This window comes from Duganella margarita, from assembly GCF_009857535.1.
Lineage (GTDB): Bacteria > Pseudomonadota > Gammaproteobacteria > Burkholderiales > Burkholderiaceae_D > Rugamonas > Rugamonas margarita.
Genome location: NZ_WWCS01000020.1, coordinates 20,283 through 31,813, shown reverse-complemented (window position 1 = coordinate 31,813; position 11,531 = coordinate 20,283). Strand labels below are relative to the sequence as shown.

The window sequence follows — 11,531 nt, the reverse complement described above, 5'->3', positions numbered from 1 at the left end:
TCTCTTATTACTTAAAGACGACGGTTTTATCGCCGTTTTGCAAAATGCGGTGTTCGACAAACCATTTCACTGCGCGCGCCAGCACCACGCATTCGACATCGCGGCCGATCGCCGACAGGGTATCCGCATCCATCGAGTGATCGACGCGCTCGACGTCCTGCTCGATGATCGGACCTTCGTCCAGGTCGCCGGTGACAAAGTGCGCGGTGGCGCCGATCAGCTTGACGCCGCGCTGATGCGCCTGCGCATACGGCTTGGCGCCCTTGAAGCTCGGCAGGAAGGAATGGTGGATATTGATCGCCTTGCCCTTGAGCGCCGTGCACAGGCCCGGCGACAGGATCTGCATGTAGCGCGCCAGCACCACCAGGTCGACCTTGTGGGTATTCATCAGCTCGATGATTTTGGCTTCCTGCGCCAGCTTGTCCTCGGCCGGCGCACCGGTCGCCAGCGGCAAGTGGTGGAACGGAATATTGTAGCTGGCCGCCAGCTGATAGAAGTCCATGTGGTTGGAGACGATGGCCGGAATTTCCACCGGCAGCAGCCCGCTCTTGTAGCGGAACAGCAGGTCGTTCAGGCAGTGGCCGATCTTCGACACCATCAGCATTACGCGCGGCTTGTAGTGGGCGTCGCGCAGTTCCCAGTCCAGCTTCATATCGGCAGCCAGCAGGCTGAAGTCGGCGCGCAGCAAATCGTCGTTGATGTTGCGATCTTCCGCCGAAAAATGCACGCGCATGAAGAACAGCTTCGATTCGCTATCGCCAAACTGGGCCGAATCGATGATGTTGCAGCCGTGTTCGGCCAGGAAGCCCGACACGCGATGCACGATGCCGCGCTGATCCAGGCAAGAGAGTGTCAGAATGTATTCGGGATAACTCATGACTACCGTAGAAGATGTGGACAAAAGAGATCTATTGTCGCATGCCTTGCCATTCACGACAAAAATAGCACGCTCGTGCAATTTGAGATATAGTCATCCCCACCCCACACAAGGAGAAAATCCATGGAGACAAATCTGCAATTCCGCCTGGCCGCGCGTCCGGTCGGCATGGTCAAGGACAGCGACTGGCAACAAGTGACCGAACCGCTGCGCGAACTGGCCGACGGCGAGATCCGCATCAAAGTGCTGTACCTGTCGCTCGACCCGGCCATGCGCGGCTGGATGAACGAAGGCAAATCCTACATCCGCCCGGTCGCCATTGGCGAAGTGATGCGCGCCGGCGGCGTCGGCGTGGTGGTGGAATCGAAGTCGCCGAAGTACGCCGTCGGCGACCACGTCCAGGGCGGCACCGGCGTGCAGCGCTACTGGACCGGCGCCGGCGACGACAGGCAGGCCGGCTTCCACAAGGTCGATCCGAAACTGGCGCCGCTGACCACCTACCTGAACACGCTGGGCATGCCGGGCATGACCGCCTATTTCGGCCTGATCGAATCGGGCCAGCCAAAAGCCGGCGACACCGTGGTGGTGTCGGGCGCGGCCGGCGCGGTCGGCCAGACCGTCGGCCAGGTCGCCAGGCAGCTGGGCTGCCGCGTGGTCGGCATTGCCGGCGGCAAGGAAAAGTGCGATTTCGTCGTCAACGAGCTGGGCTTCGACGCCTGCATCGACTACAAGAACGACTCGGTCAAGGACGGCCTCAAGCAGCATTGCCCGCAAGGCGTGGACGTCTACTTCGACAACGTGGGCGGCGAGATCCTCGACACCGTGCTCACCCGCATCAACATGAAGGCGCGCATCGTCATCTGCGGCGCCATCTCGCAATACAACAACACCACCGCAGTCAAGGGACCATCCAACTATCTGGCGCTGCTGGTCAACCGCGCCCGCATGGAAGGCATCGTGGTGTTCGATTACGCCGACCGTTACCCGATCGGCGTGGCGGCGCTGGCCGGCTGGATGAAGGACGGCAAAATCAAGAGCAAGGAAGACATCGTGCAGGGACTGGAAAACTTCCCGCAGGCGCTGAACATGCTGTTTGAAGGGAAGAACTTCGGCAAGCTGGTGCTGCAGGTGGCGACAGGATAAAACTGCGGAACCTTCCGCCCGCCTCGGCGTCTATTCAAGTACCGCCACCACGCCGAGGACCACCATGTTTCCCCAATTTCCCCATCCCCTAGTCCGCTCCCACATCGACAACCTGCTCGACCTCTATGTCGGCATGTCGCAATGCATGTTTGAAACCGCGCAGCGCCTGAGCGCGCTGAACCTCCAACTGGGCCGCGAACTGATCGCCGAAGCCGGCGCCCGCACCGAGCGCGTGCTGGCCAGCCAGGGCGCCGGCCAGTTCGGTTCCGCCCTCATCGCCCAGTTCACCCCGGGCAGCCAGGCCATGATCAACTACCAGCGCGGCGTGGCCGAGGTGCTGAGCCGCTGCCAGGCAGTGATCTCGCAGACCGCCGCCGACCGCATGCCGGCGGTGCGGCGCTCGGCCACCGCCATGGCCGACGACCTGCTGCAGGAAGCCAGCCGCCAGACCGCCCAGGCCGCCGAACAACTGGCGCGCTTCCAGCCCGGCAGCCAACTGCGTCATTAACTGGAACTTCCGTCAACCTTGCAACTCTAACCACACAGAACAGCAGGGATGCTGCTGTTTCTTTCCCATTTGACGGAGGTTTATATGGCCAACAGCACGACGAACGAAAAACCCAAGGGCACGGCCAAGCGCGGCTTTGCCGCCATGGACGAAGCCACCCAGCGCGCCATCGCCAGCAAGGGCGGGCAAGCGGCGCACCAGAAAGGCACGGCGCACGAGTTTGACTCGGAGGAAGCGCGCCGGGCCGGACAGAAAGGCGGCGAGGCGGTCAGCCGCGACCGCGAACACATGGCGGCCATCGGTCGCAAAGGCGGTGAAAGCCGCCAGTCCGCCGCCCGCGCCAACGCGGAGAAAAACCGCAGCGTCGCTTCCGAGCAATCGGCCAAGGGCGGCAACAAACAGTAGTGCTACGCCGCCTTCCGGTCTTGCAGGCGTTGCAGCATGGACGCATGCAGGACCGGTGGCGCCGCCACGATACTCGGCGACGTCAGGCGATAGGGCCGGCCATCGGCCTGCGTCGCCACCCCGCCCGCCTCCTGGATCAGCAGCGTGCCGCCGATGCTGAGATAACCGTCGGCGCCATCCTGCCAGAACGCATCCAGCCGGCCGCACGCCACGTAGGCCAATTGCAGCGAGGTCGGCCCGAGATTGCGGGTCGCCACCAGTTCCTGCTGCTGCCGCGCGCTGACACGGATCGGCTGGCCGTTGTACCAGGCGCCATGGCCCCACGACGCGTGGAACAGTTCGTCATGCATGGCGTCGTACACGACGGTGAACACCGGCACACCTTCGCGCATCAGCGTCAGCGACATGCACCACTGGGGAATCGCGCGCAGGAACTGCACCGCGCCGTCGATGGCGTCGCCGATCCAGTATTCGCCGCGCTGCGCATACTCTTCGCTGAGCTGGCCGTCGGCCCAGGCGATCGGCGGATACTGCGCGGCCAGCGCGCACCGCAGCGTGTCGTTGGCAGTCCACACCGCGTCCATGTCCACCAGCGGCGCACGGCGCCAGAAGGCGGCGCACAGGTCGGCGCCGACCTCGCGCACCAGCTCCAGTACGCCTTCGGTATCGATTGCCGTCATGGTTTTTCCTTGCGATGGATGAAAACCGTAGATTGCCTGTAGAATTCATCTATAGCTAACTGCCAATGGACAACTGATAACGCAATCGGGCCACAATATGAGCAATTACTATGGCGACAAACGACTGAGCGACGAGCTCCCTATCTACGTGGCGGCCCAGCATACCGACGGTTGCGGCGGCAGGGGCAGGCTGATGCATCACCATCCGGAAGGCCAGATGTACATCCCGGCGCAAGGGGTGATTCTGGTCGAGGCCGGCGGCAACCGCCAGGTGCTGCCGCCCGGACGGCTGGGCTGGATTCCGCCCTATATGCCGCACGCCGCCAGCGTGCACGGCAATACGCTCAAGCCGGGGCTGGCCGGCCACACCATCCATATCACGCCGGCGCTCTGCGTGGGATTTCCCGAGCAATCGCTGGCGCTGCGCATGTCGCCGCTGGCGGTGTCGCTGCTGGAGCGCATGTGCCGCTGGCCGAACGGTTCGCCAAGCGACGCTGCCGGCCTGCGCCTGATGGATGTCTTCCTCGACGAGATCCGTGCCGCAGAACCCGATCCGCTGCACCTGACCATGCCGCGCCACCCGCGCCTGATGGCGATGGCGGCCACGATTGCCCAGGACCCGGCCGACGAAACCGATCTCGACGCGTGGGCCGACCAGTTGGGCTGGTCGCGGCGCAGCCTGACCCGCCACTTCCGCAACGAGACCGGCATGTCGGTGGTGGAATGGCGGCAGGTGGCGCGCCTGCAAAAGGGCATGGCGCTGCTGAACGGCGGCGCCTCCGTCACCACGGTGGCGCTGAGCCTGGGCTATGACAGCGTCAGCAGCTTCATCGCCCTGTTCCGTCGCATCCTCGGCACCACGCCAGCGCGCTTCGCCGCTTAGCGTGGGTCGGTCAGTGCGCCGCCACATACCACGGTGACGGCTGCGGGTCGGGCGTGGCAAAAGTCTTGCGCATGTGCTCCACCTCCTCCACCGGACTGCGGCCGAACAGGCGCTTGAATTCGCGGCTGAACTGCGACGAACTCTCGTAGCCGACGCGCGCGCTGGCCGCCGCCACCGACATCTCCTGGCGCAGCATCAGCAGCCGCGCCTGATGCAGCCGGGTCGACTTCAGGTACTGCATCGGCGAGGTGCTGGTGACGGCCTTGAAGTGATGGTGGAAAGTCGCCACGCTCATGTGGGCTTCGGCTGCCAGTTGGCCCACATCCAGTTCCTCGCTGAACGATGCATGAATCTTGCGCAGCGCGCGGGCGATGGTGGCAAAGCGGCCCTGCTGCATCAAGGCTGCGCGCATGCTGGCGCCTTGCACGCTGGTCAGCACGCGGTAGTAGATCTCGCGCACCAGTGCCGGCCCCAGCAGCGCAGCGTCGAGCGGATCGGCCAGCGCTTCGAGCAAGCGCTCCACCGAAGCGGACAGCCGGTCATCCATCGGCGTCGAGTACAGGCCCTTCGGTTCGGCCGTCACCGCGTGGCCCTGCTCTTCCAGCTCCAGCAGCAGGTCGGCGGTCAGCTGAAAATCCAGCCGCAAATACACCGCCAGCAGCGGCTGCTCGGCACTGGCCTCGGTCTCCATCGAAAACGGCACCGGCACGGCGACCGCCAGGCAATGCTGGGCGTCGTAGACGAATTCCTGCTCGCCGAGAAAGCCCCGCTTGCGCCCCTGGCAGACGATCACGATATCGGGCTCGTACAACACCGGCGTGCGGCTCAGCGGACGGTTGGAGCGCAGGAAGCGCACATCCGGCAGCACGCTGAGGTTGTAGCCCTCGACCGGCGCCAGCCGCTCCATCAATGTCACCATGCGATTTTTCATGCAGCGATTGTAAGCCCGAACGCCGGCGCCGCCATCCTGCTCAGAGAATCAGGCAAATGATGCAGAGCTTCCGACATAGGCGCGTCGCGCGGGGGTCACTACCATGGCGGCTCTCACTGAAAGGACAGACCATGAGCAAGCTATTCTTCATTACCGGCGTCAGCAGCGGTTTCGGCCAGGCGCTGGCGCAGGCGGCGTTGGACGCCGGCCACACGGTCATCGGTACGGTACGCAATGAACAGGCGCGCGAAGCGTTTGCGGCGCTACAACCCGGCCGCTCGCACGCCTACCTGCTGGATGTGACCGATTTCGACGCCATCGACGGCGTGGTGGCGCAGGCGCAGGCTGAAGTCGGCCCGGTGGACGTGCTGGTCAACAATGCCGGCTACGGTCACGAAGGTATTCTGGAGGAATCGCCGCTGGCGGAAATGCGCCGACAGTTCGACGTTAATGTATTCGGCGCGGTGGCGATGATGAAAGCCTTCCTGCCTTCCTTCCGCAGCCGCCGTCGGGGCCACATCATCAACATCACGTCGATGGGCGGCTTCATCACCATGCCGGGTATCGCCTACTACGCCGGCAGCAAGTTCGCGCTGGAAGGTATCTCGGAGGTGGCAGGCAAGGAAGTACAGCAGTTTGGCGTGCATGTGACGGCGGTGGCGCCGGGCTCGTTCCGCACCGACTGGGCGGGCCGCTCGATGGTGCGGTCACAGCGCAGCATCGCCGACTACGACCAGCTGTTCGATCCCATCCGCGCCACCCGCGCCGAACGCAGCGGCAAGCAGCCCGGCGATCCGGCCAAGGCCGCGCAGGCCATCCTGGCGTTGACGGCAATGGCCGAGCCGCCGGCGCACCTGCTGCTGGGCAGCGATGCGCTGGGCCTGGTGCGCGGCAAGCTGGCGCAGATGGAAAGCGACATCAGCGCCCTGGAAGCGCTGACCCGCTCGACCGACGCTTAAGCCGGCGTGCCGATGATGACGCTGGAGGCCTTGAAGATGGCGCTGGCATCCGAACCGACTTCCAGCGCCAGCGCCTCGCCGCTATCCTTGGTGACGATGGCGGCGATGGTGCCGCCGCCCGGCAGCTCGATGCTGACTTCGGTATTCACCGCGCCCGGCTGCACGCGGCTGACCTTGCCCGTCAGGCGGTTGCGCGCCGACAGTTTGGCCTCGCCCAGGTCGGTCGCGACGATCACCGACGACGCCTTGATCAGCGCAAACGCCTCCACGCCCACGGCCAGGCCCAGGCTCGCGCTGCTGTCGCGCGTAATCGTCGCCACCAGTTGCTGGCCGCCGACGATTTCCAACACCACCTCATCATTGACGGCGCCCTGCTTCACCGCCACGACCTTGCCGCTGAACTGGTTGCGCGCACTGGTTTTCATCTTCATCCTCTGGATCAGCAAAAAATCGTCGGCCAGCGCGTGCGACTGGCTGCTCAGATGGGCGACAAACTCGCGGTGCGCCGCATCGATCTTGCGGAAATTCTCCACCAGCTGATTGCCACGCGCCGTCAGCCGGGTGCCGCCGCCGCCCTTGCCGCCGGCCACCCGCTCCACCAGCGGCTCGCCGGCCAGGTTATTCATTGCCTCGATCGCGTCCCAGGCGCCCTTGTAGCTCATGCCGACCGCCTTGGCGGCCGCCGTGATCGAGCCTTCCGACGCCACCGCAGCCAGCAATGCCACGCGGTCCTGCCCGCCCAGCTTCTGGCCGTCGATGGTCATCCACACATTGCCTTGCAATTCCATGCTCATGCCGCATTTTCCTCCACGCGGAAGATGCTACCATTTTCCATGCGCAGCACGTGATCGCCGAAGGCGCGCACGTCTTCCGGATCGTGGGTAATCATCAGCATCGGGATCTCCAGCCGGCGCTGCAAAGCGCCCAGTTCGGCGCGCATGCGGTCGCGCAGGGCGGGATCGAGCGCGGCAAACGGCTCATCCAGCAGCAACGCTTCCGGCTGCGGCGCCAGCGCGCGCGCCAGCGCCACCCGCTGCCGCTGCCCACCGGACAATTGATGCGGATACTGGTGCGCCACATGGTCCAGCTCGAAGGCTTCCATCCAGTAGCGGATCGCCTCGCCATCCACGCGCGCGAGCGGATTGCGCCAGCCGCGCTGCAAGCCGAAGCCGATGTTCTGCCGCACGTTCAGGTGCGGAAACAGCGCATAGTCCTGGAACAGATACGCCACTTTGCGCTGCTGCGCCGGCAGGTTGATGCCGCTGCCGCTGTCGTACAGGCAGCGTCCGGCCAGCTCGATGCGGCCGCTGTCCGGCGTCATCAGACCGGCCACCGCCTTCATCATCTGGCTCTTGCCGGCACCGGACGAGCCATACACCACCACCCGCTGGCTGGACGATTCAAACGACGCCTGCAACTGGAACACGCTGTCGCCGGAGCGCAGGGTTTTGTGAATATCGACTTTGAATTGCGTGCTCATGCTTGCGGATTGCGGTTAGGCGTCAATTTGTTGGCGGCGACCAGCACGGTCACACACACCACGGAAGTAATGATGACCAGCAGGTTGGCGTGATCGTCCTGGCCCGCCTGCACGGCTTCGTACACGGCGATCGACAGCGTCTGCGTCTTGCCGGGAATGCTGCCGGCCACCATCAGCGTTGCGCCGAACTCGCCCATCGAGCGGGCAAACGCCAGCAAGGTGCCGCCCAGCACGCCGCGCCACGCCAGCGGCAAGGTCACGCGCAAAAACACGCCGAACGACGACACGCCCAGCACCCGGGCCGCCTGCTCGAACTGCGTATCGACCGCCTCGAACGCGGCGCGCGCCCCCTTCAGCACCAGCGGAAACGCCACCACGGCCGCCGCGATCACCGCCGCCTGCCAGGTGAAAATCAGGTTGATGCCGAAGTGCTGCTGCAACCACGCGCCGATGACGCCGTTGCGGCCTATGATCACCAGCATGTAATAGCCCAGCACCGTCGGCGGCATCACCATCGGCAGGGTCAGCACCGCGTCCAGCAATTCCCGGCCGGGAAAGCGCTTGCGCGCCAGCAGGTAGCCGAGCGCCAGGCCAAACACCAGATCGATCAGCGTGGCCCAGCAGGCCACCTTCAGCGACAGGCGCAGCGCTACCCAAGCCGGATCAAACGACTCCACGCTTACGGACGGCCGAAGCCGTACTTGGCGAGAATGGCCTGGCCGGCTGGCGACTGCACATAGTCGGCAAACTTGCGGCCGGCGGCGGCTTGCGGACCGGCGGCGATCACGGCGATCGGGTAAGTCACCGGCGTTTCAGTCGGCACCGTGGCCACCACGGTCACCTTGTCTTTGACGATCGCCGCATCGGTAGCGTAGACGAAACCGGCATCGACTTCACCGCGCGCCACGTAGTCCAGGCACTGGCGCACCGAGGTGCCGAGGATCAGCTTCGGCTCGACCGAGGCCCACAACTTGGCGTTCTCCAGCGCAGCCTTGGTATAGCGGCCGACCGGCACGCTGGCCGGATTGCCGATGGTGATGCGCGCCACGGCAGGCTGCGTTACATCGGCCAGGCGCTTGACCAGCACCTTGCCGGCTTGCGGCGCGATGAGCACCAGGCTGTTGCTAGCGAAGTTCTTGCGGGTGCCCGGCGCCAGCAGCTTCAGGTTGTCGGCCTTGTCCATGGCATCCTGGTCGGCGGAAGCAAACACGTCGACCGGCGCGCCTTTGCTGATCTGCTGCACCAGCGGATCGGAAGCGGCAAAGTTGAACTGCACCTTGTCGCCCACGTGGTCCTTCTCGAACGCGGTGCCGATTTCCTTGAAGGCGTTGGTCAGGCTGGCTGCTGCCGAGACCGTGATGTCCGCCGCCGATGCCGACGCTCCCAGCGCCGCCAGTACGATTGCTCCCCCTGCTTTCAACATATCCGCTCCAGTGATTAAAACCGCAATAAACTCGATTATATAGCGCAACGGTCATCCTGGTACTAGCCGGAAGAACTAGTCCGCAGCGTTACCAAACCGTAACGGTTATCGAATTGGCATTCATCGTACAATCAGCGCAGCTTACAACCACATTCCGGAGGCCCATCATGCATCATCTTCGCTGGCTGTCATTCACCGCCCTGCTGCTCACGACAGGCGCACTAGCACAGGCGGCTGGGCCGGCGCTGCCGGGCGGCTGGATACCACTCCCGGCGCCGACGCTGTCCGGCGCCTTCCTGCATGAAGGCAATGCCGATACGGCCGTACTCACGGCGGACAAGGACGGCTACGGCCTGGTGGTGGTGCCGGACGCCGCCAGCGGCGCCGAAGCACGCGTCGTCAAGACCTTCCACGACATCGCAGCCAATCCACCGCAGCTCTCGCTGATCAAGCCCGGCAACTACCAGCCGCTGTGCCACGGCGGTGGCACCTGCCCGCCGGTCAGCATCGCCAGCGAAGCGATCGGCCTGTGTTTTGGCGAGGCCAGCTGCGAGATCCTTTATTTTGATGGCAAGGCTTTCCGCGATATCGCGATTACCGACTAACAGGTACCCTCGATGGGTAAAACCCCTCACGCCATCCGCACCAGCCTCGCCCTGCTGCTGGCCGCCACGCTGCTACCCCCCGCCCACGCCGGCTGCGAATACAGCGAACTGGCCGCCATGGAAGTCAGCTATCCCGGCGAACTGAACCTGCCAGCCATCCAGGGTGAAATCAATGGCAAGCCGGTCAACATGGCCTAGTTCGGCGGACTGGTTGGTTCCGATTTCCTGTCGCAGGCCGACCTGGAGCTGGCGCTGTCCGAAAACCGCATCAAGTTTCTCAGCTTCCACGGTTGCGGCGACCAGACGCTGGCCTACTGGTCTCCTGACGCGGAACAAGTAGCCCTGCTCCGAGGACCGAACAGCAAGGTGCCGCTGGTCGAGATCCGCATCAACGGCCAGAAAATGCTGGCGGCCATCGACACCGGCGCCACCATCACTCTCCTCGACCAAAAAGCCGCCGAGCGCCTCGGCGTCACACCAGAGACTGAAGGCAGCACGAAAGCCGGTCACACCAACGGCGTCGGCAGCGGCAAGCGCGCCATGTGGCGGGCCACCTTCGACAGCTTCGCCATCGGCGACGAGCAGGTGCAGCACCCGAGGCTGACCATCGTCAACCGCACCGATGATGCGGGCGAGCAGCGCAAGCTGCAATACGACCTGGTGCTGGGTCGCGATTTCCTCAGGAGCCACCGCGTACTGCTGGCCAACAGCCAGCAACGGGTGTATTTCACCTACCTGGGCGGGCGCATCTTTGCTGATCCCGATTCTTGACGACCCATTCTTACGAGGAATAAGTCATATAGCGCCTACCTGTCTTAACGGAATACCGATGCGGTTCCATACTGAGTTCCATGCCAGCCACACAGCGCCTGGCCAACTCACTCAGACAGGAAACCATCATGACCCTCAAAGCCAAACTGGACGCCTTCAAAGCCGACTTCGAAGCAGGCAAGCCGCCCTACAACGTCCCTTACTCGGTGATCGAAACCATGCACCGCGCCACCGCCGAACTGCGCGCCTCCGGCCTGGCCAACGGCGCGCTCAAGGTGGGTGACCGCGCGCCAGCCTTTGCCCTGAGCGATGCCGACGGCAACCCGGTCAGCTCCGCCGAACTGCTGAAGCAAGGTCCGCTGGTGGTCAGCTTCTACCGTGGCGTCTGGTGCCCGTACTGCAACCTGGACCTGCAAGCGCTGCAAGCCGAACTGCCGCAACTCAAGGCGCTGGGCGCCAATCTGGTCGCCATCTCGCCGCAGACCGCGTCCAACAGCCGCAAGGCGATGCGCCAGAATGATCTGTCATTCCCGGTGCTGAACGACAGCGGCAACGACGTCGCCGCCGCGTTCGGCATCCGCTATCAGATGCCGGATTACCTGATCGAGCTGTACAAATCGCTGAAGAACGACCTGCCTTCCTTCAACGGCGACGACAGCTGGACCTTGCCGCTGCCAGGCCGCTTCGTGATCGACACCGACGGCGTGATCCTCTACGCCGAAGTCGACCCCGACTACACCCGCCGTCCGGAAACCGCGCTGCTGCTGCCATCGCTGCAACAGGCGCTGACGCGCTTTGCCGTGCCGACCGCGGCCAGCGTCACGCCAGCCAATCAGGCCATCTTTGAACAGCTGAAAAAAGGCCTG

At 64.3% G+C, this 11,531-nt stretch carries 15 protein-coding genes and 1 pseudogene; 9 read left to right on the top strand and 7 right to left on the bottom strand.

Annotation, left to right across the window (positions count from 1 at the left end; all coding sequences use genetic code 11):
* Nucleotides 1–7: 7 nt before the first annotated feature.
* The gene (purU, locus tag GTP55_RS23860) at nt 8–877 is read right to left on the bottom strand and encodes a formyltetrahydrofolate deformylase (protein ID WP_161047306.1); all 870 of its coding nucleotides are present in this window, start codon (nt 875–877) and stop codon (nt 8–10) included.
* Between the two features lie 123 nt (nt 878–1,000).
* Between purU and GTP55_RS23855 the strand changes: the two genes are divergently transcribed.
* The 3 genes from GTP55_RS23855 to GTP55_RS23845 all read left to right on the top strand — a co-directional run bounded on the left by GTP55_RS23855 (nt 1,001) and on the right by GTP55_RS23845 (nt 2,933).
* The gene (locus tag GTP55_RS23855) at nt 1,001–2,020 is read left to right on the top strand and encodes an NADP-dependent oxidoreductase (RefSeq protein ID WP_161047305.1); all 1,020 of its coding nucleotides are present in this window, start codon (nt 1,001–1,003) and stop codon (nt 2,018–2,020) included.
* 64 nt (nt 2,021–2,084) lie between these two features.
* Nucleotides 2,085–2,528 (top strand): TIGR01841 family phasin, encoded by a 444-nt coding sequence (gene phaP / locus GTP55_RS23850; protein ID WP_161047304.1) that lies wholly within the window; start codon nt 2,085–2,087, stop codon nt 2,526–2,528.
* A gap of 84 nt (nt 2,529–2,612) precedes the next feature.
* The gene (locus GTP55_RS23845; protein ID WP_161047303.1) at nt 2,613–2,933 is read left to right on the top strand and encodes a KGG domain-containing protein; all 321 of its coding nucleotides are present in this window, start codon (nt 2,613–2,615) and stop codon (nt 2,931–2,933) included.
* 2 nt (nt 2,934–2,935) lie between these two features.
* Here the strand turns inward: GTP55_RS23845 and GTP55_RS23840 are convergent, their stop codons facing one another.
* Nucleotides 2,936–3,613: an inositol monophosphatase family protein gene (locus GTP55_RS23840; protein ID WP_161047302.1), complete on the bottom strand. Its 678-nt coding sequence runs from the start codon at nt 3,611–3,613 to the stop codon at nt 2,936–2,938.
* A gap of 97 nt (nt 3,614–3,710) precedes the next feature.
* On the opposite strand from GTP55_RS23840, the gene GTP55_RS23835 reads away from it, so the two are divergent.
* Nucleotides 3,711–4,496, top strand: coding sequence for a helix-turn-helix domain-containing protein (locus tag GTP55_RS23835; protein WP_161047301.1), 786 nt, complete (start codon nt 3,711–3,713; stop codon nt 4,494–4,496).
* 10 nt (nt 4,497–4,506) lie between these two features.
* Here the strand turns inward: GTP55_RS23835 and GTP55_RS23830 are convergent, their stop codons facing one another.
* On the bottom strand, nt 4,507–5,427 hold the full coding sequence (locus GTP55_RS23830; RefSeq protein ID WP_202423843.1) for an AraC family transcriptional regulator: 921 nt from the start codon (nt 5,425–5,427) through the stop codon (nt 4,507–4,509).
* A 131-nt stretch (nt 5,428–5,558) separates the two neighbouring features.
* On the opposite strand from GTP55_RS23830, the gene GTP55_RS23825 reads away from it, so the two are divergent.
* Nucleotides 5,559–6,386, top strand: coding sequence for an oxidoreductase (locus tag GTP55_RS23825; RefSeq protein WP_161047300.1), 828 nt, complete (start codon nt 5,559–5,561; stop codon nt 6,384–6,386).
* Here the strand turns inward: GTP55_RS23825 and GTP55_RS23820 are convergent.
* The 4 genes from GTP55_RS23820 to modA are packed head-to-tail and all read right to left on the bottom strand — an operon-like array spanning nt 6,383 to nt 9,289.
* Nucleotides 6,383–7,174 (bottom strand): TOBE domain-containing protein, encoded by a 792-nt coding sequence (locus GTP55_RS23820; protein WP_161047352.1) that lies wholly within the window; start codon nt 7,172–7,174, stop codon nt 6,383–6,385. The two genes, GTP55_RS23825 and GTP55_RS23820, sit on opposite strands and share 4 nt — an antisense overlap.
* A gap of 2 nt (nt 7,175–7,176) precedes the next feature.
* Entirely contained in the window at nt 7,177–7,866 is a 690-nt protein-coding gene (locus GTP55_RS23815; RefSeq protein WP_161047299.1) for an ATP-binding cassette domain-containing protein, read from the bottom strand.
* The gene (gene modB / locus GTP55_RS23810) at nt 7,863–8,543 is read right to left on the bottom strand and encodes a molybdate ABC transporter permease subunit (protein WP_161047298.1); all 681 of its coding nucleotides are present in this window, start codon (nt 8,541–8,543) and stop codon (nt 7,863–7,865) included. Before modB ends, GTP55_RS23815 begins: the two co-directional genes overlap by 4 nt.
* A gap of 2 nt (nt 8,544–8,545) precedes the next feature.
* A complete protein-coding gene (gene modA, locus GTP55_RS23805) occupies nt 8,546–9,289 on the bottom strand; it encodes a molybdate ABC transporter substrate-binding protein (protein WP_161047297.1) in 744 nt (247 codons plus the stop codon).
* Between the two features lie 167 nt (nt 9,290–9,456).
* On the opposite strand from modA, the gene GTP55_RS23800 reads away from it, so the two are divergent.
* The 4 genes and pseudogenes from GTP55_RS23800 to GTP55_RS29935 all read left to right on the top strand — a co-directional run.
* Nucleotides 9,457–9,894: a hypothetical protein gene (locus GTP55_RS23800; protein WP_161047296.1), complete on the top strand. Its 438-nt coding sequence runs from the start codon at nt 9,457–9,459 to the stop codon at nt 9,892–9,894.
* A 12-nt stretch (nt 9,895–9,906) separates the two neighbouring features.
* Nucleotides 9,907–10,092 (top strand): hypothetical protein, encoded by a 186-nt coding sequence (locus tag GTP55_RS23795; protein ID WP_161047295.1) that lies wholly within the window; start codon nt 9,907–9,909, stop codon nt 10,090–10,092.
* Nucleotides 10,093–10,260: 168 nt separating this feature from the next.
* Nucleotides 10,261–10,665, top strand: a complete 405-nt coding sequence (locus GTP55_RS23790) for a retropepsin-like aspartic protease (RefSeq protein WP_161047294.1) — start codon at nt 10,261–10,263, stop codon at nt 10,663–10,665.
* A 128-nt stretch (nt 10,666–10,793) separates the two neighbouring features.
* Nucleotides 10,794–11,450, top strand: a pseudogene (locus GTP55_RS29935) (peroxiredoxin-like family protein); the annotation flags it as partial.
* Between the last annotated feature and the right edge of the window lie 81 nt (nt 11,451–11,531).

Bases quoted from the DNA above. Each gene is read 5' to 3' on its own strand.
- purU (WP_161047306.1), bottom strand. From the start codon at position 877: ATGAGTTATCCCGAATACATTCTGACACTCTCTTGCCTGGATCAGCGC.
- GTP55_RS23855 (WP_161047305.1), top strand. From the start codon at position 1,001: ATGGAGACAAATCTGCAATTCCGCCTGGCCGCGCGTCCGGTCGGCATG.
- phaP (WP_161047304.1), top strand. From the start codon at position 2,085: ATGTTTCCCCAATTTCCCCATCCCCTAGTCCGCTCCCACATCGACAAC.
- GTP55_RS23845 (WP_161047303.1), top strand. From the start codon at position 2,613: ATGGCCAACAGCACGACGAACGAAAAACCCAAGGGCACGGCCAAGCGC.
- GTP55_RS23840 (WP_161047302.1), bottom strand. From the start codon at position 3,613: ATGACGGCAATCGATACCGAAGGCGTACTGGAGCTGGTGCGCGAGGTC.
- GTP55_RS23835 (WP_161047301.1), top strand. From the start codon at position 3,711: ATGAGCAATTACTATGGCGACAAACGACTGAGCGACGAGCTCCCTATC.
- GTP55_RS23830 (WP_202423843.1), bottom strand. From the start codon at position 5,427: ATGAAAAATCGCATGGTGACATTGATGGAGCGGCTGGCGCCGGTCGAG.
- GTP55_RS23825 (WP_161047300.1), top strand. From the start codon at position 5,559: ATGAGCAAGCTATTCTTCATTACCGGCGTCAGCAGCGGTTTCGGCCAG.
- GTP55_RS23820 (WP_161047352.1), bottom strand. From the start codon at position 7,174: ATGGAATTGCAAGGCAATGTGTGGATGACCATCGACGGCCAGAAGCTG.
- GTP55_RS23815 (WP_161047299.1), bottom strand. From the start codon at position 7,866: ATGAGCACGCAATTCAAAGTCGATATTCACAAAACCCTGCGCTCCGGC.
- modA (WP_161047297.1), bottom strand. From the start codon at position 9,289: ATGTTGAAAGCAGGGGGAGCAATCGTACTGGCGGCGCTGGGAGCGTCG.
- GTP55_RS23800 (WP_161047296.1), top strand. From the start codon at position 9,457: ATGCATCATCTTCGCTGGCTGTCATTCACCGCCCTGCTGCTCACGACA.
- GTP55_RS23795 (WP_161047295.1), top strand. From the start codon at position 9,907: ATGGGTAAAACCCCTCACGCCATCCGCACCAGCCTCGCCCTGCTGCTG.